This is a genomic window from Butyrivibrio proteoclasticus P6B7, assembly GCF_000622085.1.
GTDB lineage: Bacteria > Bacillota > Clostridia > Lachnospirales > Lachnospiraceae > Butyrivibrio > Butyrivibrio proteoclasticus_A.
This window is the reverse complement of sequence record NZ_JHWL01000002.1, coordinates 205,122-229,372: the sequence shown is the minus strand read 5'-3', so window position 1 is coordinate 229,372 and position 24,251 is coordinate 205,122. Positions and strand designations below refer to the sequence as shown.

At 40.8% G+C, this 24,251-nt stretch carries 27 protein-coding genes; all 27 read left to right on the top strand.

Annotation, left to right across the window (positions count from 1 at the left end; all coding sequences use genetic code 11):
* Positions 1-37 precede the first annotated feature (37 nt).
* Complete coding sequence (locus T541_RS0102635) at positions 38-1,960, top strand: DNA gyrase/topoisomerase IV subunit B (protein WP_026651226.1); 1,923 nt, start codon at positions 38-40, stop codon at positions 1,958-1,960.
* 20 nt (positions 1,961-1,980) lie between these two features.
* Positions 1,981-4,218 carry a DNA gyrase/topoisomerase IV subunit A gene (locus tag T541_RS0102630; protein ID WP_081779828.1) on the top strand — a complete coding sequence of 746 codons (2,238 nt, stop codon included), beginning with the start codon at positions 1,981-1,983 and terminating at the stop codon, positions 4,216-4,218.
* Positions 4,215-4,766, top strand: coding sequence for a 16S rRNA (guanine(966)-N(2))-methyltransferase RsmD (gene rsmD, locus T541_RS0102625; RefSeq protein ID WP_026651224.1), 552 nt, complete (start codon positions 4,215-4,217; stop codon positions 4,764-4,766). The genes T541_RS0102630 and rsmD overlap by 4 nt, the downstream gene beginning before the upstream one ends.
* Before the next feature lie 3 nt (positions 4,767-4,769).
* Positions 4,770-5,255 (top strand): pantetheine-phosphate adenylyltransferase, encoded by a 486-nt coding sequence (gene coaD, locus T541_RS0102620; protein WP_026651223.1) that lies wholly within the window; start codon positions 4,770-4,772, stop codon positions 5,253-5,255.
* A gap of 18 nt (positions 5,256-5,273) precedes the next feature.
* The gene (locus tag T541_RS0102615; protein WP_026651222.1) at positions 5,274-6,014 is read left to right on the top strand and encodes a hypothetical protein; all 741 of its coding nucleotides are present in this window, start codon (positions 5,274-5,276) and stop codon (positions 6,012-6,014) included.
* A gap of 72 nt (positions 6,015-6,086) precedes the next feature.
* Positions 6,087-7,142, top strand: a complete 1,056-nt coding sequence (locus T541_RS0102610; protein ID WP_026651221.1) for an N-acetylmuramoyl-L-alanine amidase family protein — start codon at positions 6,087-6,089, stop codon at positions 7,140-7,142.
* A gap of 18 nt (positions 7,143-7,160) precedes the next feature.
* On the top strand, positions 7,161-7,874 hold the full coding sequence (locus T541_RS0102605) for a pseudouridine synthase (protein ID WP_026651220.1): 714 nt from the start codon (positions 7,161-7,163) through the stop codon (positions 7,872-7,874).
* A 9-nt stretch (positions 7,875-7,883) separates the two neighbouring features.
* Positions 7,884-8,549: an HAD family hydrolase gene (locus T541_RS0102600; RefSeq protein WP_034465741.1), complete on the top strand. Its 666-nt coding sequence runs from the start codon at positions 7,884-7,886 to the stop codon at positions 8,547-8,549.
* Entirely contained in the window at positions 8,549-9,154 is a 606-nt protein-coding gene (locus T541_RS0102595; RefSeq protein ID WP_026651218.1) for a hypothetical protein, read from the top strand. Before T541_RS0102600 ends, T541_RS0102595 begins: the two co-directional genes overlap by 1 nt.
* A gap of 8 nt (positions 9,155-9,162) precedes the next feature.
* A complete protein-coding gene (locus T541_RS0102590) occupies positions 9,163-10,143 on the top strand; it encodes an RluA family pseudouridine synthase (protein WP_026651217.1) in 981 nt (326 codons plus the stop codon).
* Positions 10,144-10,165: 22 nt separating this feature from the next.
* The gene (locus T541_RS0102585) at positions 10,166-10,702 is read left to right on the top strand and encodes a Holliday junction resolvase RecU (protein WP_026651216.1); all 537 of its coding nucleotides are present in this window, start codon (positions 10,166-10,168) and stop codon (positions 10,700-10,702) included.
* Positions 10,703-10,799: 97 nt separating this feature from the next.
* Positions 10,800-11,912: an ATP phosphoribosyltransferase regulatory subunit gene (gene hisZ, locus T541_RS0102580; protein WP_026651215.1), complete on the top strand. Its 1,113-nt coding sequence runs from the start codon at positions 10,800-10,802 to the stop codon at positions 11,910-11,912.
* A gap of 15 nt (positions 11,913-11,927) precedes the next feature.
* A complete protein-coding gene (gene hisG / locus T541_RS0102575) occupies positions 11,928-12,566 on the top strand; it encodes an ATP phosphoribosyltransferase (RefSeq protein WP_026651214.1) in 639 nt (212 codons plus the stop codon).
* On the top strand, positions 12,566-13,855 hold the full coding sequence (gene hisD, locus T541_RS0102570) for a histidinol dehydrogenase (RefSeq protein ID WP_026651213.1): 1,290 nt from the start codon (positions 12,566-12,568) through the stop codon (positions 13,853-13,855). Before hisG ends, hisD begins: the two co-directional genes overlap by 1 nt.
* A gap of 151 nt (positions 13,856-14,006) precedes the next feature.
* Complete coding sequence (gene hisB, locus T541_RS0102565) at positions 14,007-14,597, top strand: imidazoleglycerol-phosphate dehydratase HisB (protein ID WP_026651212.1); 591 nt, start codon at positions 14,007-14,009, stop codon at positions 14,595-14,597.
* Positions 14,597-15,901, top strand: a complete 1,305-nt coding sequence (hisIE, locus tag T541_RS21020) for a bifunctional phosphoribosyl-AMP cyclohydrolase/phosphoribosyl-ATP diphosphatase HisIE (RefSeq protein ID WP_026651211.1) — start codon at positions 14,597-14,599, stop codon at positions 15,899-15,901. The genes hisB and hisIE overlap by 1 nt, the downstream gene beginning before the upstream one ends.
* A 9-nt stretch (positions 15,902-15,910) precedes the next feature.
* Entirely contained in the window at positions 15,911-17,791 is a 1,881-nt protein-coding gene (locus T541_RS0102555; RefSeq protein WP_026651210.1) for a TIGR03960 family B12-binding radical SAM protein, read from the top strand.
* Positions 17,784-18,506 carry a TIGR03936 family radical SAM-associated protein gene (locus T541_RS0102550; RefSeq protein WP_034465737.1) on the top strand — a complete coding sequence of 241 codons (723 nt, stop codon included), beginning with the start codon at positions 17,784-17,786 and terminating at the stop codon, positions 18,504-18,506. Before T541_RS0102555 ends, T541_RS0102550 begins: the two co-directional genes overlap by 8 nt.
* A gap of 5 nt (positions 18,507-18,511) precedes the next feature.
* Positions 18,512-19,699, top strand: coding sequence for a ribonuclease E/G (locus T541_RS20490; RefSeq protein ID WP_026651208.1), 1,188 nt, complete (start codon positions 18,512-18,514; stop codon positions 19,697-19,699).
* Between the two features lie 177 nt (positions 19,700-19,876).
* Entirely contained in the window at positions 19,877-20,185 is a 309-nt protein-coding gene (gene rplU / locus T541_RS0102540) for a 50S ribosomal protein L21 (protein ID WP_026651207.1), read from the top strand.
* 20 nt (positions 20,186-20,205) lie between these two features.
* Positions 20,206-20,535 (top strand): ribosomal-processing cysteine protease Prp, encoded by a 330-nt coding sequence (locus tag T541_RS0102535; RefSeq protein ID WP_026651206.1) that lies wholly within the window; start codon positions 20,206-20,208, stop codon positions 20,533-20,535.
* A gap of 3 nt (positions 20,536-20,538) precedes the next feature.
* Positions 20,539-20,826, top strand: a complete 288-nt coding sequence (gene rpmA / locus T541_RS0102530; RefSeq protein WP_022774002.1) for a 50S ribosomal protein L27 — start codon at positions 20,539-20,541, stop codon at positions 20,824-20,826.
* Positions 20,827-20,897: 71 nt separating this feature from the next.
* Positions 20,898-22,250, top strand: a complete 1,353-nt coding sequence (obgE, locus tag T541_RS0102525) for a GTPase ObgE (protein WP_026651205.1) — start codon at positions 20,898-20,900, stop codon at positions 22,248-22,250.
* The gene (gene yhbY, locus T541_RS0102520) at positions 22,240-22,548 is read left to right on the top strand and encodes a ribosome assembly RNA-binding protein YhbY (protein WP_026651204.1); all 309 of its coding nucleotides are present in this window, start codon (positions 22,240-22,242) and stop codon (positions 22,546-22,548) included. The genes obgE and yhbY overlap by 11 nt, the downstream gene beginning before the upstream one ends.
* A 36-nt stretch (positions 22,549-22,584) precedes the next feature.
* A complete protein-coding gene (gene nadD / locus T541_RS0102515; protein ID WP_026651203.1) occupies positions 22,585-23,193 on the top strand; it encodes a nicotinate-nucleotide adenylyltransferase in 609 nt (202 codons plus the stop codon).
* Positions 23,190-23,780, top strand: coding sequence for a bis(5'-nucleosyl)-tetraphosphatase (symmetrical) YqeK (gene yqeK / locus T541_RS0102510; protein ID WP_026651202.1), 591 nt, complete (start codon positions 23,190-23,192; stop codon positions 23,778-23,780). Before nadD ends, yqeK begins: the two co-directional genes overlap by 4 nt.
* 19 nt (positions 23,781-23,799) lie before the next feature.
* Positions 23,800-24,159, top strand: coding sequence for a ribosome silencing factor (gene rsfS, locus T541_RS0102505; RefSeq protein WP_026651201.1), 360 nt, complete (start codon positions 23,800-23,802; stop codon positions 24,157-24,159).
* Positions 24,160-24,251 lie beyond the last annotated feature (92 nt).

The following is a 24,251-nucleotide window of genomic DNA, read 5'->3' as shown; positions in this document are numbered from 1 at the left end:
TATCATGAAATAAAAGTTTTGAAGAGGGGTTATAGGAATGTCTTTACAAGAACAATATGATGCTTCCAGTATTACCGTACTAGAAGGACTTGAGGCTGTAAGAAAACGTCCTGGTATGTACATTGGAAGTGTTACTACAAGAGGTCTCAATCATCTGGTGTATGAGATTGTAGACAACGCTGTAGATGAACATCTTGCAGGCTTCTGCACTCAAATCCATGTTACTTTAGAAGCTGATGGCTCAGCCACAGTAGAAGATAACGGCCGAGGTATTCCAGTTGGAATGCACGCTAAGGGCATCACAGCCGAGCGTGTAGTTCTTACTATGCTTCATGCCGGTGGTAAATTCGATAATAACGCATATAAGACAAGTGGAGGACTTCACGGTGTAGGTTCTTCTGTTGTTAATGCGCTTTCAACCAGAATGAACGTCCGTGTTAAAAAGGACGGATATATCTATGAGGATTCCTACGAGAGAGGTATCCCAACAACAGCCCTTGAAAAGGGTCTTCTTAAGCCTGTTGGAACCACTAAGGAAACTGGTACCACCATCAATTTCCTTCCTGATGATACTATCTTTGAAAAGACTAGATTCAAAGAGGATGACATTAAGTCCCGTCTTCACGAGACAGCTTACCTTAATCCATCCCTTACGATCATATTTGAGGACAAAAGACCTGGCGTTGAAGAGTATATAGAGTTTCATGAGCCAGATGGAATCACAGGCTTTATCAAGGACATGAATAAGTCCAAGGAAGCTGTATGTGATGTTGTGGCCTTTAGCGGCGAGAGTGAAGGCGTAGAGGTAGAGGTTGCCTTCCAGTACGTTAACGAGTTCCATGAAGAAGTTCTGGGCTTCTGTAATAACATCTACAATGCCGAGGGTGGTACTCACCTTACAGGCTTTAAGACTATGTTCACCAACATCATTAACCAGTATGCCCGTGAACTGAACATCCTTAAGGATAAGGACAACAACTTTACAGGTACCGATGTTCGTAATGGTATGACAGCTGTTGTTTCAATTAAGCATCCTGACCCAAGATTTGAGGGCCAGACCAAGACTAAGCTTGATAATCAGGACGCTGCCAAGGTTGTTTCCAAGATTACCAACGACGAAGTCACAAGATTCTTTGACAGAAACCTTGAGACTCTTAAGTCTATCATCGGATGCGCAGAAAAAGCTGCCAAGATCCGTAAGACAGAAGAGAAAGCCAAGACCAACATGCTTACCAAGCAGAAATACTCCTTTGATTCCAATGGTAAGCTTGCAAACTGCATAAGTAAGGATGCTTCCAAGTGTGAGATCTTTATCGTAGAGGGAGATTCCGCCGGTGGAAGTGCCAAGATGGCAAGAAACAGAGATTATCAGGCTATCCTTCCTATCAGAGGTAAGATTCTTAACGTAGAGAAGGCCAGCATTGATAAGGTCCTTGCCAACGCCGAGATCAAGGCTATGATCAATGCCTTTGGCTGCGGTTTCTCAGAAGGATACGGTAACGACTTTGATATTAGTAAGCTTCGCTATGATAAGATCATTATCATGGCCGATGCGGACGTAGATGGTGAGCATATTTCAACACTGCTTTTGACTCTGTTCTACAGATTCATGCCTGAACTTATCTATCAGGGACATGTATACCTAGCTATGCCACCACTTTATAAGGCAATACCAGCAAGGGGCAAAGAAGAATATCTTTACGATGACAATGCCCTTGCTAAATATAGAAATTCTCACAAGGGAAGCTTCACACTCCAGAGATATAAGGGTCTTGGTGAAATGGATCCTGAGCAGCTTTGGGAGACAACCCTTGACCCTGAGCGAAGACTCCTTAAAGCAGTAGAGATTGAGGATGCCAAGATGGCTTCCCAAATGACAGAGCTTCTTATGGGAGTTGACGTTCCACCAAGAAGAGAATTCATACACCAGCACGCCACAGATGCTGCTCTGGATATCTAAAATAACCAAAGGACAAAATTATGGAAGATAGAATTATAAAAACCGAGTATTCGGAAATAATGCAAAAATCTTTTATAGATTATGCCATGAGTGTAATTGTGGCCCGTGCACTTCCTGATATCAGGGACGGTCTTAAGCCTGTTCAGAGAAGAACTCTTTATGATATGTATGAGCTGGGCATCAGATATGACAGACCATATCGTAAGAGTGCAAGAATCGTGGGCGATACCATGGGTAAATATCACCCTCATGGTGACAGCTCCATCTATGACTGTCTTGTGGTAATGACTCAGGACTTTAAGAAGATGGTTCCTCTTGTGGATGGCCACGGTAACTTCGGTAATATCGAAGGCGACGGCGCAGCTGCCATGCGTTACACAGAGGCAAGACTTTCCAAGATCACACAGGAGAACTTTCTTGAGGATCTTGATAAGAACGTGGTAGATTTTTTACCTAACTTTGATGAGACAGAAAAAGAGCCATCAGTTCTTCCAGTTAAGATTCCCAACTTCTTAGTTAACGGATCTGAAGGTATCGCTGTAGGTATGGCTACCAGCACACCTCCTCACAACCTTGCTGAGGTAATTGATGCTGAGATTGCCTTTATTCAAAATGATACTCTGACAACCAAAGACCTTATGAAATACATTAAGGGACCAGATTTCCCTACAGGCGGTATCGTAATCAATAAGGACGAGCTCCTTAGTATCTATGAAACCGGAACAGGTAAGATTAGGATAAGAGGTAAGGTTGAGACTGAGAAGGGTAAGAACGGTCACATCAACCTTGTGATCACAGAAATTCCTTACACTATGATCGGTATGGGAATCGGTAAGTTTATGTCAGATGTTGCAGAACTTGCAGAGAAGAAGATCACCAATGATATTGTTGATATTTCCAACCAGTCTTCTAAGGAAGGTATCAGAATCGTAATCGAGCTTAAGAAGGATACTGATGTTGAGAACTTTACCAACCTTCTTTATAAGAAGACCAAGCTCGAGGATACCTTTGGTGTCAACATGCTTGCTATCGATAACGGAAGGCCAGAGACCATGTCCCTTAGAGATATCATGAGGGCCTGCACTGACTTCCAGTACGAGATCACCACTAGGAAATACACAACACTTCTTAAGAAGGAACAGGAAAAGAAGGAGATACAGGAAGGTCTCATTAAGGCCTGCAATGTAATCGATCTTGTTATAGAGATTCTCCGTGGTTCCAAGGACAGAGCAATGGCTAAGAACTGTCTTGTAAATGGTATCACAGAGGGTATAAACTTTAAATCAAGAGAATCAAAAGCCATGGCAGCTCAGCTTATGTTTACTGAGGCCCAGGCAGATGCTATTCTTGAAATGAGACTGTACAAACTCATTGGTCTTGAGCTTGATGCCCTTGTTAAAGAACATGAGAATACAGTTGCCAACATATACAGATACGAGGATATTCTTGAAAGCCATGACTCTATGTCCATGGTTATCCAGGATGAGCTTGTAAGGATCAAGAAGGAATATAACCAGGCAAGAAAGACTGTCATCGACAACAGAGAAAATGCTGTATATGAAGAAAAGCCAGTAGAAGAGATGGATGTAGCCTTTATCATGGATAGATTCGGCTATGCCAAGACCATCGATGCTACAACCTATGAGAAGAACAAAGAGACTATTGAGAACGAGTTCAAATTCTCATTTATCATGAAGAACACCGGTAAGGTTTGCTTCTTTACTAATATGGGTAATCTCCATACTGTAAAGGCCACAGACCTTCCTCAGGGTAAGATGAGAGATAAGGGTGTTCCTATCGATAATATCAGTAATTTTGATACATCCAAGGAGACCATTATCCTTGCTGCCAGCCAGTCAGATCTTAATCTTTACAGACTTCTTTTCACAACAAAGATGTCTATGATGAAGGTAGTTGACGGTGGTGAGTTTGATGTAAGTAAGCGAACAGTTGCTGCAACAAAGCTTACAGACGGCGATGAAGTAGTTAATGTTGAGATACTTCACACACAAAAGACCGTTATTCTTTGCTCCAACGAGGGATATTTCCTACGCTTTAACGTGGATACTATTCCAGAGAAGAAGAAGGCGGCTGTGGGCGTTAGGGGTATGAGACTTACCAAGAACGACTATGTAAGAGAAGTTTACTATCTAAATGACATGGAAGAAAGAACTATCAAACACAATGATAAGGATCTTCATTTAGGTCATTTAAAGGTAACAAGCAGAGATACCAAAGGTACAAAGGTGAGATTATGAGAGTAATTGCAGGTTCTGCCAGGAGACTTAAGCTTGTAACTCCAGAAGGAAAGGATACAAGACCAACTCAGGACAGAATAAAAGAGACACTATTTAATATGATCCAGATTGAGGTCCCAGGCTCAGTCTTCATAGATCTTTTCTCTGGATCAGGCGGAATAGGCATTGAAGCCCTTTCTCGCGGAGCCAAGAAGGCTTACTTTATAGAGAACGGACAGAATGCCTATAAATGCATAATGCAGAATCTTAAGACCACACACTTTGAAGATGTGGCTACAGTCCTTAAACAGGACGTGGTCCTTGGTCTTAGAAATATTCATGAAGAAGAGGCTGATATTATCTTTATCGACCCTCCTTACCATGAGGATCTGTATGAGAGAACACTTTCACAGCTTGCTAACATGACCTACGTAACCCCTCATACTATGCTAATCTTCGAAAGTGACTTGGATAAGGATTTCTCCTTTGTAGAGGATTTCGGTTTCGAAGTAAGAAGAGAAAAAGAGTACAAGAACAACAAGCATGTATTCGTATACAGGAAAGGATGACGTATGAAGGTTGCAGTATATCCAGGAAGTTTTGATCCGGTAACCTATGGTCATTTGGATATAATTCAGAGAGCATCTGAAATGTTCGATAAGGTAATTGTGGCAGTTATGTGTAATTCCGCCAAAACTCCATTGTTTACCCTTGATGAACGTGTTAAAATGTTAAAAGAGTCTATAGGAAATCTTAATAATGTCGAAATCAAATCCTTCGACGGGCTTTTGATCGACTATTGTAAGGATCAGGGAATTCATATTATTGTAAGAGGTCTTCGTGCCATTACAGATTTCGAATATGAACTTCAGATTGCACAGGTTAATAGAGAGCTGTCTCATAACCAGGTGGATACAGTATTCCTTACAACCAACATTAAGTACTCCTATCTTAGTAGCTCTGTAGTAAAAGAAATTGCAAGTTATAATGGGGACATCACTCCATGCGTTCCTAAGAACGTGGAGGATGCACTATATCAAAAATATGGATTAAGATAAAGTCAGGGGGTAGTTTTTATGACAAGCAGGATAGAGCAGCTGATTGACGAGATAGAAACATATATCGACAACTGTAAGCCACAGCCTCTTTCACAGACCAAGATAATTGTTAACAAAGAAGAAATTGATGAGCTTTTAAGAGAGCTTCGCAGTAAGACTCCTGAAGAAATAAAGCGATATCAGAAGATCATCAGCAATAAGGAAGCCATCTTAAATGATGCCCGCCAGAAGGCTCAGGCCCTTATTGATGAAGCTACAGTTCATACCAATGAGCTTATCAACGAGCATGAGATCATGCAGCAGGCCTACGCTCAGGCTAATGAGGTAGTTTCTCAGGCTGCTAAGCAGGCCAAGGAAATCCTTGATAATGCTATGAATGAAGCTAACGACATGAAGGCAGCTGCTGTACAGTACACAGATCAGCTTCTTGCTGGTGTTGAGGATATTATTTCTCAGGCAATTGATGCTACTAACAAGCAGAACGACGAGATCATTGCTTCCGTTAAGCAGAACAGTGAAGCTATTATAGATTCTGTTAAGCAGAACAGCGACGCCATTGTTGCTAATGTTGGTGCTCACAACGACAACATTCTTTCTGCTCTTACACAGTATAGTGAGGTCATTAAGTCCAATAGATCAGACTTAAGACCACCAGAGGTTGTTAAGCAGGAGTCAGTAGTTAACCCTGAATCACCTCTCGATGCAGGTATTCAGCCAATGGTTAGCGAAGAGGGTCTCAATTTAGATATGCTTAACTGATATTCATTTGTATTTAAGCTGCCATAATCTATATTTTGGCAGCTTTATTCTTTAAAAGGACAGGGGGACATTATGAAAAGAACTATATCTGGTTTTTGCAAAGTAATCTTAAGCTCTATTATTTTTCTTATGGCAGTCCTGACATGCTTTAATACTCAGGAGTTCACTTCCAATGCAGCTAATAATATCGTAATTGTCATTGATCCAGGACATGGCGGCACAGGAGACAGAAATCTTGGCGCCCAGTACAATGGCTTTTCGGAAAAAGAGCTGACATTACAGGTAGCAAACGCCATGAAGGCAGAGCTTGAAAAGTACGAAGGTGTTACTGTATACCTTACAAGAACCACTGACGTATACATGTCACTTGATGACAGAGCAGCCTTTGCCCAGAGCGTTGGTGCTAACTTCGTATACAGCATTCACTTTAACGCTTCCAGTGAGCATGAATTCTATGGATCAGAGATCTGGACTTCAGCTTTTGGTTCTTACTATCAGAAGGGCTATGATTTTGGACAGATCGAAAGCACAGAACTTGGTGCTCTTGGCCTTTACCAGAAGGGTGTTAAGACAAGACTTGGCTCCTCTGGAAAGGATTATTACGGAATTATCAGAAGCTGCGTTGCAAGAAGTATCCCATGTGTAATCATTGAACACGCATACATTGACCACGGTTATGATGTGCCACTTCTTCGCTCAGCAGATTTTATCAATAAGCTGGCTGTTGCTGATGCCACATCAGTAGCTAAGTACTACAATCTTAAGTCATCTACCAATGACTTTGCAGGCTTTAAATACAGTAAAGTAGCTAAGCCTTCCAGGGCAGTTCCAGATGATACAACAGATCCAGAGGTTTGCGATATTAAGATTCTTGGAACTGATAAGGCCAGTGGCAATGTTCTTGTGGAGATGACAGTTAAGGACAGCCAGAGTCCTATTATCTATTTTGCCTACAGCTATGATGGTGGCAAGACCTACAGCTACCTTCAGATGTGGGATAGGACCAAGGCAACCCAATCCTTTAATGTTAAGGTTCCAGCTGGCTACAGCAATCCAGTAATCAAGTGTAAGTGTTACAACAGCTACGAGAAATTTAAGGAAAGCCAGGAACTTACAGTAACTTTTTAAGAGGTAATAATTTAGTACATGAGATTAGATAAGTTTTTAGGTGAACAGGGCATAGGTACAAGAAAGCAGATCAAGGAATATGTTAAAAACGGTCGCTGTATTGTAAATGGCGTTGTTGCAACCAAAAGTGATATTCATATTGATGAAAACAACGATGAAATAGCCTTTGATGGCATTGTTATAAGCTATCAGAAGTATCACTATTACATGCTTAACAAGCCTGCAGACGTGGTTTCTGCAACCTATGACGGAAAGAACACTACAGTCATAGATCTTTTAAGAGATGAGAATGTTAAGGATCTAAGCCCTGTAGGAAGACTGGATATAGACACAGAGGGACTGTTATTATTAACTGACGACGGAGCCCTGATACACAGACTCCTTGCTCCTAAAAAGCACGTTGATAAGGTCTATGAGGTGCATATTAAAAAGGATCTCACAGATGCCCAGATAAAGCATCTTGAAGAAGGCGTTGATATCGGTGATAAAAAGGATAATGGAGAAATCTACTACACCAGACCCGCCAAAGTAGAAGTTGTTGGAGATAAGGTAATTCATCTGACAATCCACGAAGGCAGATTTCATCAGGTTAAGCGCATGCTTGAGGCTGTAGATAATGAAGTTCTTTTCCTTAAGAGATTATCTATGGGCCCCATCAAATTAGATGAAAACCTTGAAAAGGGTGAGTACAGACCTCTAACAGAAGAGGAAATGAAGAGTCTTGGAATTTAAGAGGTATATATGGTTTCAATCAATTTAAAGGATTACGATGCTGTCATATTTGATCTGGATGGATCCCTTGTAGACAGCATGTGGATGTGGAAAGCAATAGATGTTGAGTATCTTGGAAGACACGGAATCACGCCACCTGCCACACTTCAGCAGGAAATTGGCGGCCGTAGCTTCGTAGAAACAGCTCAGTACTTTAAAGAGCGCTTTAATATCAAGGATTCAATCGAAAAAATCGGTAATGACTGGAACGAAATGGCTTGGGAGAAATACACCTATGAGGTTCCACTTAAATCAGGTGCTCTTGAGTTTTTGAAGGCCTGCAGAGACCTTAATATCAAAATGGGAATCGCTTCAAGTAATTCCAAGGAACTTATAGAGCAGGTTCTTTCTGTACACGGCATAAGAGATTTCTTTGTAAGCATCAAATCAGGCACAGAGATAGTAAAGGGTAAGCCCGCTCCAGACGTATATCTTGCTGTATCAGAGGAGCTTAATGTAATCCCAGACAGATGCCTTGTTTTTGAGGATCTTGTGGATGGCATCATGGCAGGAAAGAGCGCAGGTATGACTGTAATAGCTGTTAATGACGCCTATTCAGCCCACAGAGATACAGAAAAGAAAGATCTCTCAGACTTTTATATAAACGATTATAACGACATCGAGGTTAGCGCCTAATGAATAATAAAGTAACTAAAGGTGAATTTGGATATATTGAGTATTGTAAAAAGAGGGGAATTATAAGGACCAGCTTATGCTTGGGACTGACACTTCTTTGCTTTTTTATTGGCCTAATCTTAACCCACACTCAAAAGAACCTGTTTAGTATCCTGGCAGCTCTTTTATGCCTTCCAACAGGCTGGTTTGCCGTTAATATGATCATGTTCATAAAGGCAAAAGGCTGTAATAAGGATGACTACGAGAAAATAGAAAATGCCAAGGGTGGCCTTCTTATTAACTATGACCTTGTGATCACAGCCTATGATCAGAACTTCAACTTAGGCGCTGCCACAGTTCTTGATAAGAACATTTGCTGTTACTCAAGTGATCCTTCAATGGAGCCAGGGGACTGTGAGAAGCACATTAACAAGATGATAGCCCAGAGCGGTTATACAGACTATAGTATCAAAATATTTGATAACATTGATAAATATGTAGACAGACTAAAGACCCTGGATAAGCTTAGAAGCGATAAGAACATCGATCCACAGGCCATTGAGGATAACTGGGAGCGTGGTACAGTTCAGACTCCTACAGGAATTCTTTTATCAATATCTCTTTAAGGAAAGCCATGAAAGAAATAAATATAAGTAATAATGAAGCAGGAAAAAGGCTGGATGCCTTTCTAAAAAGCTATCTTCCTAAAGCATCCGGTGGCTTTATATACAAAATGCTTCGCAAAAAAAATATTGTCCTTAATGGTAAAAAAGCTGACGGCAAAGAAAAGCTTAATAAGGGCGATAGTATCAAAATATTCTTTGCTGACGAAACCCTGGATAAATTCAGGGGTGACACAGCACAGAAGGTTAACAGCTTTGAAAAGGGAAATGTACTTAAAGCTGTTGGTGACCTGGATATCATCTATGAAGATGACAACGTTTTATTCGTTAATAAGCCAGCAGGTCTTTTGTCTCAAAAATCAACTGATAAGGACATCAGTCTTAACGACTGGCTAATAGAATATCTATTGTCAAAGGGCGACGTTACAAGCGCCACTCTAGAGACTTATAAGCCTTCTATATGTAACAGACTTGACCGTAACACTAGTGGTCTTGTAATCTGCGCTAAGTCCTTAAATGGCGCCAGAGTAATGAACCAGATGCTGAAGGAAAGAACTGTTGATAAATATTACAGAACTATTGTGGAAGGCAAGCTTGATAGCAACGTGACACTTAAAGGATATCTTTCCAAGGATGAGAAGACCAACAAGGTTAGTATCTGTGCCAAAGATCCAGGAAGCGATGATTATTCCTATATCGAAACCTTGTATGAGCCTTTAGCTTACAATTCCAATGATAACTTAACTTACCTTGAAGTTAAGCTCATTACTGGTAAGCCGCATCAAATTAGAGCTCATTTATCCAGCATTTCACATCCAATTATTGGAGATGTTAAATACGGCGGAAGTAAATCCTTTGGCATGAAGTATCAGCTTCTGCACAGCTACAGACTTAAGTTCCCAGAAGAAATGCCAGAGGGGTTTGATGCTCTTTCAGGAAAAGAGTACAAAGCGAATTTACCAGAAGTCTTTAATAAATATTTTTCTAAATGATCTTAAATAATTAGGGGGACATATGCCTACTTGGAACTCAAGGGGCCTAAGGGGCCAGGCTTTAGAAGAACTGATAAACAGAACCAATGAACGCTACTTAGAGCTGGGCCTTGCCCTTATTCAAAAGATTCCAACCCCCATCACACCTATAAAGATAGACAAGAATACAAGACATATTACATTGGCATACTTTGACCAGAAAAGTACCGTAGACTACATAGGAGTAGTCCAGGGTATTCCTGTGTGCTTTGATGCCAAGGAATGTGCCTTCGATACCTTCGCCTTAGAAAACATCCATCCTCATCAGGTCTCTTTCATGGACAGCTTTGAAAAGCAGGATGGTGTGGCTTTTTTCCTTATTCATTTTTCCAAAAAAGAAATCTATTATTATCTTCCCTACAGAAAGCTTAAAGAGTTCTGGGACAGGGCAGAAAAGGGCGGTAGAAAGAGCTTTAGATTCGATGAGCTCTCAGATGAATATATACTAAGTGACAAGAATGAAAACGGCATTTTTATCCCTTATCTGGAGGCAATTCAGATAGATCTTGATAATAGATAATAATTTTTCATTGACACCGTCAGGAATATTAGGTAAACTCTGTATTATGATAACGAATTAGCATGGTAGCACTGTGACGTGCTAAAGTGAGGTTTATATGAACAAAGTACTGTTACATACACCAGATGGAGTTCGAGACATTTACGGAGAGGAATGCAGTGATAGAAAGATCATCGCTTCCAAGATCCATAGCAAAATGAAAAGCTATGGCTATAGAGACATAGATACTCCAACCTTTGAATTCTTTGATGTATTTGCTGAAGAAATAAATACAAAGGATGCCAGAGAGCTGTATAAGTTCTTTGATAAAGAGGGTAATACGCTGGTCCTTAGGCCTGACTTTACGCCTTCTATTGCAAGATGTGCATCTAAGGTCATGCTTGAAAACGGCGATCCTGTAAGGGTTTGCTATGAAGGCAATACTTTCCTTAATACTTCTGAGCTTCAGGGTAAGCTTAAGGAGAATTATAACCTGGGCGTTGAGCTTATGAATGATTCTTCTGTCTATGCTGACGCTGAGATCATAGCTCTTTTGGTAGAAACTCTTTTATCAGCTGGTCTTAAGAACTTCCAGGTTAGCATTGGAGATGCCGATTATTACAAGGGCATCTGTGAAGAAGCTGGAATTGATTCAGAGACAGAGGAAGAGATCAGAGAACAGATCACTGGAAAGAACTATTTCGCAGCTGAGAATATTATGGCAAAGCGAGGAGTAGTTGATAAGTACAAGGATCTTATCATAGGCGTATCAGAGTTTGTAGGCTCAGATGAGGCCCTTGAGAAGGCTCTTAAGAAAGTAACCAATAAGAGGTCAATAGAGGCTATAAACAGGCTTAAAAAGCTATATGGAGTGCTTACATCCTACGGTGTTGAAAGCTATGTATCCTTTGATCTTGGTATTCTTAGTAAATTCAATTACTACACCGGCGTGATTTTCAGTGCTTACACCTATGGCGTTGGTGATGCCATTGCCAAGGGCGGAAGATACAACAATCTTCTTGGCAAGTACGGAAAGGATGCTCCAGCTATTGGCTTTGCCATTGTACTTGACGATCTTGTAAGTGCTCTTAAGAGACAGAATGAAGAGATCGATCATGAGAAGCCATTAACAGTAGTTGAGTATGATGAAGACAGCTTTGATGCCTGCCTTTTAGAGGCTAAGAAGCTACGAGAAACCGGTAAATATGTAGTTCTTAAAAAGAAAGCTTAAGCCCTGGAGGTTTATATGAGATATCTGACTTTTGCCCTTGGAAAGGGAAGGCTCGTGGATTCTACCATGGAGCTTCTAAATAGATGTGGGATACAATGTGCGGAAATCCTTGATAAAAAAACAAGAAAGCTGATCTTCACCAACGAAGAGCTTAAGCTTAAGTTCTTTTTGGCAAAGGGTCCTGACGTTCCAACCTATGTTGAATACGGCGCTGCCGATATTGGAATTGTTGGCGCTGATACAATACTTGAGGAAAAGAGAAGAGTATACGAGGTTCTTGATCTTGGCTTTGGAAAGTGCAGAATGTGCGTATGCGGACCTCACGAAGCTGCTAAGCTCTTAGAGCATAGAGAGATGATTCGTGTAGCCAGCAAATATCCTAATATTGCCAAGGATTATTTCTTTAATCAAAAACATCAGACAGTAGATATCATCAAGCTTAACGGTTCTGTTGAGCTTGGACCTATCGTCAACCTGTCCGATGTTATCGTAGATATTGTTGAGACAGGATCTACACTTCGAGAGAACGGACTTGAGGTCCTTGAAGAGATCTGTCCACTTTCTGCAAGAATGATCGTCAACCAGGTCAGCATGCAGATGGAGACTGAGAGAATCAGAAAGCTTATAAGTGATATGAAGGAGAATCTGCAATAATGCGTACTTTAGAGTTAAATGATAAGACAATGGATGAGCTTTTGGGAAACCTCCTTGGAAGAAACCCTGGAAGCTATACAGAATATGAAAATACAGTAAATGAGATTATAGATAACGTAAGGAAAAATGGAGATAAAGCTCTTTTTGATTACACCCTTAAATTTGATAAGTGTGAGATAAATGAAAGCTCAGTCAGGGTAACTGATAAAGAAATCGAGGATGCCTATAAAGAGCTGAATCCAGCCTTTGTAGAGGTTATGAAAAAGAGCGCTGAGAACATCCGTCTGTTCCACGAGAAGCAGAAGAGAAACACCTGGATAGAGACAAGGGAGGATGGCTCAATTCTTGGTCAGAGAATCCTTCCAATCGAGATCTCTGGTGTTTACGTTCCTGGAGGAAAGGCTGCATACCCATCAAGCGTTCTTATGAACGTTGTTCCAGCCAAGGTTGCAGGAGTAGAGAGAATCGTAATGTGCACACCTCCTGGTAAAGATGGAAAGGTCAACGCTGGAACTCTTGTTGCAGCTAATATCGCAGGTGTTACCGAGGTTTACAAGGTTGGCGGAGCTCAGGCTATCGCTGCTATGGCATTTGGAACTAAGTCAGTTCCTAAGGTAGATAAGATTACAGGCCCTGGTAATATCTTTGTGGCTCTTGCCAAGAAGGCCTGCTTTGGACATGTTTCAATTGATTCAATTGCTGGTCCTAGTGAGATCCTGGTTCTTGCAGATGAGACAGCAAACCCACGTTTTGTGGCTGCAGATCTTTTATCTCAGGCTGAGCACGATGAGATGGCAAGTGCCATTCTTATCACAACTGACAAGGCTCTTGCAGAACAGGTTTCAAAAGAGATTGATGAGTTTTTGAAGACTCTTTCAAGAAGTGAGATAATAAAGAAGTCACTGGATAACTATGGATATATCTTTGTGGCAGATTCTATGGAAAGAGCTATAGAAGGCGCAAATGCTGTGGCTTCTGAGCACTTAGAGATCATCACCAAGGATCCATATGAGACCATGACTAAGATTAAGAATGCTGGCGCTATTTTCCTTGGTTCCTATTCATCAGAGCCTCTTGGAGATTACTATGCAGGCCCTAACCACATTTTGCCAACCAATCGCACAGCAAGGTTCTTTTCACCTCTTAATGTTGATGACTTCCTTAAGAAGACAAGCATCATTTCATATTCAAGGGATGCTCTTATGAAGGTACATGAGGATATCGAGCTCTTTGCCAAGGAAGAGGGATTAACAGCCCACGCCAATTCAATTGCTGTAAGATTTAGTTAACAATTAAGTAATATTTAGTCCGATTTTATTGTATTAATTTGTTTTTAAATTGCAAGATAACTTTCTAAATTAAGTATAAATTGCAAGTTTGCAAGATTAAATTTAAGGCTTTTACAATATTTAGTTAGGACTTATGAGGGAGACACAAATTATGGGTAGCAGAGTTGCAACTGTTGAAAGAAATACTAAGGAAACTAAAATTACATGCACCTTAAATATTGACGGTTCTGGGCAGGGTAAAATCGAAACCGGAATTGGATTCTTTGACCACATGCTTGAGGGATTTGCCCGTCACGGTCTCTTTGACCTTGATTTAAGGGTTTCTGGAGACCTGAATGTTGACGGTCACCACACAGTTGAAGATACAGGTATCGTCCTTGGAAAAGCCATAGCTGAAGCCATTGGTGACAAGAAGGGTATCAAAAGATACGGAAGCATGATACTTCCAATGGATGAAACATTAGTTATGAGTGCTATTGACTTATGTGGTCGACCATATCTTGTAATGGATGGTGAGTTTAGTTCACCTATGGTGGGGGATTTTGATACTCAGCTTGTTAGAGAGTTCTTTTACGCTGTATCCTATTCAGCTGCCATGAATCTTCACCTTAGAGTTATCACAGGAATCAACGATCACCACAAGATTGAAGCTATGTTCAAGGCCTTTGCCAAGGCTCTGGATGAAGCTACAACAAATGATAGCAGAATTACTGACGTATTAAGCACAAAAGGAGTTTTATAATGGCTAACTTAGGCAAGAAGTTCATTGCATCCATATATCTTTATAATAAACAGGCAGTTAAGAATCTTGATGATAAAACAGTTGTGAACGCTGATCCTGTGGGGCTTGCATGCAAATACTCTGATTCAAACGTTGATGAGATCATAGTTTTTGACATGTCAGAGGGCGGAAGTGATGCTGATCACGAAGCTTCCTTAGATATTATCAAAGACATTTCCAAGGCTGTTGATGTTGACGTTACAGGCTGTGGCAACGTTAAGAGAATGGAAGACATCAAAAAGCTCTTGTATGCTGGCTGCAAAAAGGCCTGTGTTGACTTCTCCAAGCAGGGAAATGTTGATATCATTCAGGAGGTTTCTGAGAAGTTTGGAAAAGAAAAGATTGGCATTACCTGCACAGATTTAAAGGAGCTTACTGATAATCAAAAATTGGCAGAGGAATTCGCCAGCGAAGTTATCCTGATGGCAGGAAAGGATACATCTAAAGTCCGCCAGGCAGAAATCCCCCTTCCAGTGACAGTTCTTTTTGATGAAGGTGCTGTATCCGGCGATGCAGTCACAGCATTCGAAGAATACGAGTTCATGGCTGGAATCACAGGTAATATCGTCAATTGCAGTATTGATAAGGTTAATGAATATAAAGACATATGTATCTCAAAGAACATCCCTATATGCAGGCTGGAAGCTGCCATAAGCTGGGATGAACTTAAGAAAAACTCCGACGGTCTTATTCCTGTTATTGTTCAGGACTACAGAACAGATCAGGTTCTGATGTTGGCTTATATGAACGAAGAGGCTTATAATAAAACTCAGACAACAGGTAAGATGACATACTTTAGCAGGAGCAGAAGTTCCTTATGGCTAAAGGGCGAGACCAGCGGTCATTTCCAGTATGTAAAGGCTCTATATGCAGACTGTGACAAGGATACGATCCTTGCCAAGGTTAAACAGATAGGCGCTGCCTGCCATACCGGTTCCTATTCCTGCTTCTTTAATGAAATTGCTAAAAAGGATTACACAGAAAAGAACCCTCAGAAGGTTTTGGACAGTGTCTTTGACGTGATCAAGGACAGACAGGTTAATCCAAAGGTTGGCTCCTATACCAATTACCTTTTTGACAAGGGCATCGATAAGATCCTTAAAAAGGTCGGTGAAGAAGCCACTGAGATGGTTATCGCCGCCAAGAATCCTAATAGCAATGAAATAGTTTACGAAATGTCTGATTTCCTGTATCATATGATGGTCCTCATGGCTGAAAAGAATATCAGCTGGGAGGAAATAACCGACGAACTGTCACGAAGATAAGGAAAAGAAATGAATAATTGTTTAGCATTATCAGATGAGACACTCCTAAGTATTGAGAAACCGGAGAGATATATCGGAAATGAGGTCAACAGCGTAACTAAGGATAAGAACGCTATTGATATCCGCTTTGCCATGTGCTTTCCTGATGTTTACGAGATAGGAATGTCTCATTTGGGTATACAGATTTTATATGGAATGTTCAACTCCTATGAGGATGTATGGTGTGAGCGTGTGTATTCACCATGGCTTGATATGGACAAGCTCCTTAGAGAAAAGAACATTCCTCTTTTTGCGCTTGAATCACAGGATCCTGTAAAGGACTTTGATTTCCTTGGTTTTACTTTGCAGTATGAGATGTGCTATACCAACATACTTCAGATTCTGGATCTGTCTGGCATAGCTCTTTTATCCAAGGATAGAACCTGGGACGATCCTATCGTTATCGGTGGTGGTCCATGTACCTATAACCCAGAGCCAATCACTGACTTCTTTGATGTGTTCTACATTGGAGAGGGCGAGACTAAATACAGAGAGATCTTTGACCTTTATAAAGAGGCTAGGAATAGCGGCATGTCCAGAGAGGATTTCCTTCATGAAATGGCTAAGATTCCTGGAATGTATGTGCCTTCTCTTTATGAGGTTTCCTACAAGGAAGATGGCACAATCCTTGAGTACAAGCCTATTTATGAGGATGTTCCATCTACTATTCAGAAGGAGATGTGCACTGAGCTTGCGGATGCCTTTTATCCTACAAAGCCTGTAGTTCCTTATATCAAGGTTACTCAGGACAGAGTAGTTCTTGAGATCATGCGCGGATGTATCAGAGGCTGCAGATTCTGCCAGGCAGGACAGCTTTACAAGCCTCTTCGAGAAAAGGATGTTGAGCGACTTAAGAAGATTGCTATAGAGTCCCTTAACAACACTGGCTATGAGGAGATTTCCTTAAGTAGTCTTAGCTCCAGTGACTATAGTAAGCTCCCTGAGCTTATCGACTTCCTTATTGACAGCTGTAACAAGAAAAAGGTCAATATTTCTTTGCCATCTCTTAGAATTGACGCCTTTTCTCTTGATGTTATGAGCAAGGTTCAGGATGTTAAAAAGAGCTCCCTTACCTTTGCGCCAGAGGCTGGAACCCAGAGAATGCGTGATGTTATCAATAAGGGTCTTACTGAGGAGGATATTCTTAGAGGCTCCCACGAGGCCTTCCTTGGTGGCTGGAATAAGGTTAAGCTATATTTCATGTTAGGTCTCCCTACAGAAACTGATGAAGATATCGCTGGAATCGGCGATATTGCCAATAAGGTCTGCGTTGAATACTACGAGACCGTTCCTAAGGAAAAGAGAAATGGAAGAGCAGTTGAAGTTACTGCCAGCACATCCTTCTTTGTTCCAAAGCCATTTACCCCATTCCAGTGGGCTCCTATGGACACTAAGGAAGACTTCCTTGAAAAGGCTGCCAAGACTAAGGCAGGAATCATGTCTCAGCTTAACCAGAAGCACATTAAGTACAACTGGCACGAAGCTGATGCCAGCATGATGGAAGGCGTATTCGCAAGAGGCGACAGAAGATTAAATGAAGTAATACTTAAGGCCTATGAAAAGGGCTGTATTTATGATGCCTGGGGCGAATACTTTAAGTTTGATGTATGGATGGAGACCTTTAAGGAATGCGGAGTTGATCCATTCTTCTATACAACAAGAGAGCGCAGTGACGATGAGGTATTCCCATGGGATATTCTTAACTGCGGTGTTACAAAGGCATTTCTTTTACGTGAATGGAAAAATGCCCTTCAAAACAAGAAATCATCCAACTGCCGTTTGAACTGCCTTGGCTGCGGTGCTGCAAGTTATGGCGTTGGTGTCTGCATGGAGGGAAGAAATAATGCATAAGCTTAGAGTTAAATTTACCAAGACAGGCCCAATCAAGTTCATTGGTCATCTTGATGTTATGAGATATTTTCAGAAGGCCATAAGAAGAGCAGAAATCGATATCAAGTACTCAGAGGGCTTTAGTCCTCATCAGGTTATCTCTTTTGCCCAGCCCCTTAGTGTTGGTGCCACTTCCGAAGGCGAATACATGGATATGTCAGTTAATTCCATGGAAAGCTCTAAGGATATCAAGAACAGACTCAGCAGTGTCTGTAACGAAGGAATCGATATCCTTGCTGTGACCGAGCTTCCTGAGAATGAAGACAAGGCCATGACTCTTACCTATGCTGCCAAGTACAGGGTTAAGATAAGAGAGAGCCTTAAGCCAGATTTTGACTGGGTAAGCGAATTTGAGAAGTACCTTGAGAACAAAACACTTCCTGCAATGAAGAAGACTAAGAGCGGTGAAAAAGAAATCGATATGAAGCCGATGATCTTTGACTGCAGCTTTGATCACAAGGGAGAGTCTGTAGTTCTTTTACTTAGCATGAGTAGCATGGCTACTTTGAAGCCAGCTCTTTTATTCGAAGGCTTCTATAAGTCCAAGGGCCTTGAGTTTACTTCAAATGCTCTGGACCTTCACAGAATAGATATTTACAAGAAGGAAGAGGACGATAAGGGCGAATATATCATTCCTTTTATCTGCGATAAGAACCAGGAAAAGATCTATCTATAAATAATATGAATACTATTGTTATTTCGAACTACAGAAATCAGGATGTTGTCTGCGGTCTTATCGATAACAAGCTTGAGCACCTGTCTGTAGTAAGACAAACACAACTTCATAATATCTATGTGGGCAGAATCGATAACATAGTAAAGAACATTGAAGGAGCCTTCGTGCGATTTGGAGATGGGGAAATAGGATATCTTCCTCTTAAGGCAGTTATTGGATCCTGTGTCCTTAATAGAGAGGACCTTTCAAAGGGGCCTAAATGCGGCGATGAAGTCATCGTTCAGGTGGAGTCAGAAGCCATAAAGACCAAGAAATGCAGGCTCACAACATATCTGTGCATTAACAGTAAGTACTGTGTGATCACCCTTGGTAGAAAGGGAGTTGGATGTTCATCTAAGATATCCGAGCCCACAAGAAAGCTTCTTGTAGAAGGAGTTAAGGCTCATTACGAAGAACTTCTTGATGAGTTTAGCAAGGATATAGGAGACAGCTCTTTTGGCATCCTGATAAGAACCAGCGCCTATCAGTTTGCAGAGGACCAGACTTTGCTCATGCAGGATATTAAGGACTGCTTAGAAAAGCTGATATCTATATACAGAGAAGCTAAGGTCAGAACTGTTTATTCCTGCATTTACAATGAACTGTCTTCTGATGATAACGAGATCACTGTTGACACTTCCAATATGGAAATAGAGGAAAGTACTAACATAGAGCCCTATAAAGCCTATATTCAGAAGGCTGGCTCTTTTATCCATAATAGGAATAAGGAGCTGATCAAGGTCACAAACGACACCGGAATATATGGAATTAAGTCCAAAATTGATGAGCTTATGTTTAATAAGGTTTATCTTAAAAGCGGCGGATTCCTTATTATCGAGCAGCTTGAAAGCTTTAATGCTATCGATGTGAATTCAGGAAAGGCCATTCAGGGAAAGAGCAATATATCTTTGAAGCTTAATCTGGAAGCCGCTGACGAGATCATGAGACAGGTAAGGCTCCGTAACTTGACTGGAATGATCCTTATTGACTTCATCAATATGGATAAGGAGGACTACGAGGTTCTGATCCAGCATGTAAAAGAGCTATGCAGGTTCGATACGGTTCACACCAATTTTATTGACATTACAGGCCTTGGGATTATGGAGCTCACCAGGAACAAGAACGATAAATCGTTAAAAGAAATCCTTCAATAACTGGCCATGTATTTATAAACCCAGATACAGCCTTAATTAAGATTTTCGAAAAAATACAAATTATGTGTTGACAATACTTCGCCGTGATGCTAATATATCATGGTATGCCGCATAACTAGGCATAAGTGGGCCATGCCCCGCCAAAGTTAGCGAGTTTTTTGAAGAAGGAGGTAACTTATGTACGCAATTATTGTAACTGGCGGTAAGCAGTACAAAGTTTCCGAGGGCGATCAGATCAAGGTTGAGAAGCTTGATATCGAGCCTGGAAAAGACATAACATTTGATAATGTTATTGCAGTAAACGATGGAAAGGCACTTAAGGTTGCTGATGATGTTAAGTCAGCAAAGGTTAGCGCAACAGTTGTTGAGCAGGGCCGTGATAAGAAGGTTATCGTTTACAAGTACAAGAGAAAGACAGGCTATCACAAGAAGAACGGTCACAGACAGCCTTTCACTCTCGTTAAGATTGACAAGATCACACTGTAATTATTAACTAGCGGAATATTATGACTACTATCACGATCACTAAGACAAGCAATGATTCTTATAAGAGCATTGAATGTAAAGGTCATGCTGGATATGCCGATTATGGTAAAGATATAGTTTGCTCAGCAATCTCTGTTCTTACCATAAACACTATCAATTCTATTGAGTCCTTCACCAAGGATGAGATGGTTGTTAGCTCCGATGAATCGAAGGGTATAATCAGATTTGAGTTTAAGAGTGAGCCTTCAAAGGAAGCAGATCTATTATTAAGATCCTTTGAGCTTGGTGTAGACAATATATTTCAGCAATATGGTAAGAAATTTTTGAACATTAAATTTAGGAGGGAATAAGTCATGATGAATATGAACCTTCAATTTTTTGCTCATAAGAAGGGTGTAGGATCTACTAAGAACGGTAGAGATTCTGAATCCAAGAGACTTGGAGCAAAAAGAGCTGACGGACAGTTCGTAAAGGCTGGTAATATTTTATACAGACAGCGTGGAACACACATTCATCCTGGTGTTAATGTTGGAATCGGTAGCGATGATACATTATATGCACTTGTTGATGGTGTTCTTAGATTTGAGCGCAAGGGCAGAGATAAAAAGCAGGCTAGCGTTCATCCTGTAGAGAATAAGTAATTTTATGTCTAATCGGGCTTCAAACTATTTGTTTGAAGCCCTTTTTACTACTAATGTGAAAGGGTAAAAATATGCCTGTTTTTGTAGATAAAGCTAGAATTTTCATACAGAGTGGAAAGGGCGGCGACGGACATATCTCTTTTAGAAGAGAAAAGTATGTTCCTAACGGCGGTCCTGATGGTGGTGACGGCGGAAAAGGCGGAGATATCATCTTCAAGGTTGATGAGGGTATCAATACTTTAGCTGACTTCCACTATGGTGGTAAATATAAAGCAGAAAATGGACATGACGGTGATAAACGTCGTTGCCATGGTAAAAATGGTGAGGACCTTATCATTAAGGTTCCTGAGGGAACTGTAATTAAAGAAGCAAGCACCGGCAAGGTTATCGCAGATATGAGCCGCGATAACAAGGAAGCCGTTATATTAAAAGGTGGCAGAGGCGGAAATGGTAACATGCACTATGCAACATCTACCATGCAGGCTCCTAAGTATGCGCAGCCTGGCCAGCCATCAATAGAATTAGAGGTTCTTCTTGAGCTTAAAGTAATTGCTGATGTAGGCCTGGTTGGCTTCCCTAACGTAGGTAAATCAACCTTCCTTTCAAAGGTATCTAACGCTAAGCCTAAGATTGCCAACTATCATTTCACAACACTTTCACCAATGCTTGGTGTAGTGGATCTTAATGATGCAAGAGGCTTTGTTGTTGCGGATATCCCTGGACTTATAGAGGGTGCCAGCGAGGGCCTTGGTCTTGGCCATGAGTTCTTAAGACATATTGAGAGAACCAGAATGATGATCCACGTTGTGGACGCAGCATCAACAGAGGGCCGTGATCCTTTAGAGGATATTGAGGCTATCAACAAGGAGCTTGAGGGCTACAACGCTGATATTTCCAAGAAGCCTCAGGTAATTGCTGCCAACAAGATTGACATGCTTCCAGAGGGCGAGCAGGCTGAGATCATCCAGAAGATAAGAGATAAGTATGAACCTCTTGGAGTTAAGGTCTTTGCCACATCTACCCTTACTGGAAAAGGCATTCAGGAACTGTTATACTATGTAAGTAGAGTTCTTTCTGAAATGCCAGAAAAGCCTGTTGTGTTTGAACAGGAATTCTTCCCAGAGACAATGGCTAGAGAAGCCGACGAAGCATTTACTGTTACTTACGACAGCGATGCAGCTGAATATGTAGTAGAAGGTCCCAAGATTGAGAAGATGCTTGGTTATACCAACCTCGATTCTGAAAAGGGCTTTGCCTTCTTCCAGAAATTCCTTGTGGATAATGGAATTCTTGATGAGCTTGAGAAGCTCCATATTCAGGAAGGCGATACAGTAAGAATTTACGGATTTAGTTTCGAGTACTATAGAAACGCAGATACAATCCCAGTTGAAGAAGAGGATACAGATAATGAATTTGACCAGTAAGCAACGTTCATATTTAAAGAGTCTGGCCCAGGTCCTTGAGCCAGTATTTCAGATAGGTAAATCAAGCGTAACTCCTGAGGTTACTGAGGCTATCGCTGAGACCTTCAACACTCATGAACTCGTTAAGGTTACAGTTTTAAAGAACTGTGTTGACGACGTTAAAGAGGTTGCCCAGACTGTAGCTGACAGAACACGTTCTGAGCTTGTACAGGTTATTGGAAGAAAGTTTGTTCTTTACAAGCCTTTCAAGGATAACCCAAAGATTGAGTTACCTAAGTCCAAGAAAAAAGACATTTAAGATCTGTTATAAATATATACCAGAGGAGGCTTAATTATGGATTGCAGAAAGATTGGTATACTTGGTGGAACTTTTGACCCTATACATAACGCGCATCTTCTTTTAGGAGAGGCTGCCAGAGAACAGTTTGGATTGGATAGAGTTATCTTTATCCCTAATTATCTTGCGCATCTTAAGAACAGGACAGAAGTATCTTCTGGTGATACCAGATATCAGATGGTAAAGATGGCCATCAATGACAATCCATACTTTACCTGCTCAAGGCTTGAAATCGATAAGCCAGAGGGCACCTATACCATCGATACTCTGGAAGATCTTAAGCTTATGTATCCCGGGGATGAATTGTACCTTATACTTGGTGGAGATTCAGTAATCGGCATTGATACCTGGTATAGATATAAAGACATTTTAAAGTCCTGCATTATTCTTGCAGCAGTTAGAGAAGAGGAAGATATCGCAGCTCTTGATAAAAAGAGACGTGAGCTTAAAAAGCTTTATGATGCTGATATCAGGATCCTTACCTTTAACAGAATTGATATTTCATCAACAGATATCCGTGACCGAGTAAGAACTGGAAGAAGCGTCAGATATATGCTTCCTGATGAATGCATAGAATACATATGTATAAAGGGACTGTATAAATGAAGACTAAGACTATAGAAATAACCAAAAGGCTAAGTTCTACACTTGAAAAAGAGCTTAAGCCCGACAGATATGTCCATACTCTTGGCGTTGCTTATACAGCGGCGAGCCTAGCTATGGCTCATGGCGCAGATGTAGAAAAGGCTTTAATTGCCGGACTTTTACATGACTGTGCTAAATGCATGTCCCATGAGGAACAGATTAAAATCTGTGAAAAGAACAAAATAGATATAACAGAGGTTGAGAGAAAGAATCACTCACTTCTTCATGCAAAGGCTGGTGTATATATCGCAAGGACCAAGTATGATGTCTATGATACAGAAATCCTTGGGGCCATAAGATGGCATACAACAGGAAAAGAAGACATGTCTTTGCTTGAGAAGATCGTATATATAGCTGATTTTATTGAACCGAATCGTAAGCCTTTAGAAGGAATGGATCAGATTAGAAAAGAGGCATTTACAGATATCGATAAGTGTCTTGCGCACATACTTCATGATTCAGTTATCTATCTTAAGACAATAGGAAAAGAAATTGATGAAATGACTATGACCGCATACGATTACTATAAGGACTTTTATAAAGAATAACCATTAGAAAGAGGTATTTATGGCAACAATTGAAGTATCAAAGGAAATGGCCAAGATGGCTGTTGAAGCCCTTGAAGATAGAAAGGGTGAAGACGTAAGAGTAATTGATATTACAGAAGTATCTACTCTTGCAGATTATTTCATCATTGCAAGCGGAACCAATATTAACCAGTGTCAGGCCATGGCTGACAGCGTTCAGGAAAAGCTTGGCAGAGCAGGTCACATGACCAAGGACGTTGAAGGATATGACTTCGGCAACTGGATTCTACTTGATTTTGGTGACATCATTGTACATATCTTTGACAGTGAGAACAGACTTTTTTATGATCTTGAAAGAATCTGGAGAGATGGAAAGGTAATCGCAGCAGAAGAGCTGTAATATACAAACATATATAATCATCTATATGAAATGATTAAGTGCAAAATAAGCCCACAGCAATCAAATGATTGTTGTGGGCTTTATTATTAGTC

Bases quoted from the DNA above. Each gene is read 5' to 3' on its own strand.
- T541_RS0102630 (WP_081779828.1), top strand. From the start codon at position 1,981: ATGGAAGATAGAATTATAAAAACCGAGTATTCGGAAATAATGCAAAAA.
- rpmA (WP_022774002.1), top strand. From the start codon at position 20,539: ATGATGAATATGAACCTTCAATTTTTTGCTCATAAGAAGGGTGTAGGA.
- T541_RS0102610 (WP_026651221.1), top strand. From the start codon at position 6,087: ATGAAAAGAACTATATCTGGTTTTTGCAAAGTAATCTTAAGCTCTATT.
- rsmD (WP_026651224.1), top strand. From the start codon at position 4,215: ATGAGAGTAATTGCAGGTTCTGCCAGGAGACTTAAGCTTGTAACTCCA.
- rsfS (WP_026651201.1), top strand. From the start codon at position 23,800: ATGGCAACAATTGAAGTATCAAAGGAAATGGCCAAGATGGCTGTTGAA.
- nadD (WP_026651203.1), top strand. From the start codon at position 22,585: ATGGATTGCAGAAAGATTGGTATACTTGGTGGAACTTTTGACCCTATA.
- hisIE (WP_026651211.1), top strand. From the start codon at position 14,597: ATGGCTAACTTAGGCAAGAAGTTCATTGCATCCATATATCTTTATAAT.
- hisZ (WP_026651215.1), top strand. From the start codon at position 10,800: ATGAACAAAGTACTGTTACATACACCAGATGGAGTTCGAGACATTTAC.
- hisG (WP_026651214.1), top strand. From the start codon at position 11,928: ATGAGATATCTGACTTTTGCCCTTGGAAAGGGAAGGCTCGTGGATTCT.
- T541_RS0102600 (WP_034465741.1), top strand. From the start codon at position 7,884: ATGGTTTCAATCAATTTAAAGGATTACGATGCTGTCATATTTGATCTG.
- T541_RS0102595 (WP_026651218.1), top strand. From the start codon at position 8,549: ATGAATAATAAAGTAACTAAAGGTGAATTTGGATATATTGAGTATTGT.
- coaD (WP_026651223.1), top strand. From the start codon at position 4,770: ATGAAGGTTGCAGTATATCCAGGAAGTTTTGATCCGGTAACCTATGGT.
- hisD (WP_026651213.1), top strand. From the start codon at position 12,566: ATGCGTACTTTAGAGTTAAATGATAAGACAATGGATGAGCTTTTGGGA.
- T541_RS0102615 (WP_026651222.1), top strand. From the start codon at position 5,274: ATGACAAGCAGGATAGAGCAGCTGATTGACGAGATAGAAACATATATC.
- T541_RS0102635 (WP_026651226.1), top strand. From the start codon at position 38: ATGTCTTTACAAGAACAATATGATGCTTCCAGTATTACCGTACTAGAA.
- T541_RS0102550 (WP_034465737.1), top strand. From the start codon at position 17,784: ATGCATAAGCTTAGAGTTAAATTTACCAAGACAGGCCCAATCAAGTTC.
- obgE (WP_026651205.1), top strand. From the start codon at position 20,898: ATGCCTGTTTTTGTAGATAAAGCTAGAATTTTCATACAGAGTGGAAAG.
- T541_RS0102605 (WP_026651220.1), top strand. From the start codon at position 7,161: ATGAGATTAGATAAGTTTTTAGGTGAACAGGGCATAGGTACAAGAAAG.
- T541_RS20490 (WP_026651208.1), top strand. From the start codon at position 18,512: ATGAATACTATTGTTATTTCGAACTACAGAAATCAGGATGTTGTCTGC.
- yqeK (WP_026651202.1), top strand. From the start codon at position 23,190: ATGAAGACTAAGACTATAGAAATAACCAAAAGGCTAAGTTCTACACTT.
- rplU (WP_026651207.1), top strand. From the start codon at position 19,877: ATGTACGCAATTATTGTAACTGGCGGTAAGCAGTACAAAGTTTCCGAG.
- T541_RS0102555 (WP_026651210.1), top strand. From the start codon at position 15,911: ATGAATAATTGTTTAGCATTATCAGATGAGACACTCCTAAGTATTGAG.
- T541_RS0102590 (WP_026651217.1), top strand. From the start codon at position 9,163: ATGAAAGAAATAAATATAAGTAATAATGAAGCAGGAAAAAGGCTGGAT.
- T541_RS0102585 (WP_026651216.1), top strand. From the start codon at position 10,166: ATGCCTACTTGGAACTCAAGGGGCCTAAGGGGCCAGGCTTTAGAAGAA.
- T541_RS0102535 (WP_026651206.1), top strand. From the start codon at position 20,206: ATGACTACTATCACGATCACTAAGACAAGCAATGATTCTTATAAGAGC.
- hisB (WP_026651212.1), top strand. From the start codon at position 14,007: ATGGGTAGCAGAGTTGCAACTGTTGAAAGAAATACTAAGGAAACTAAA.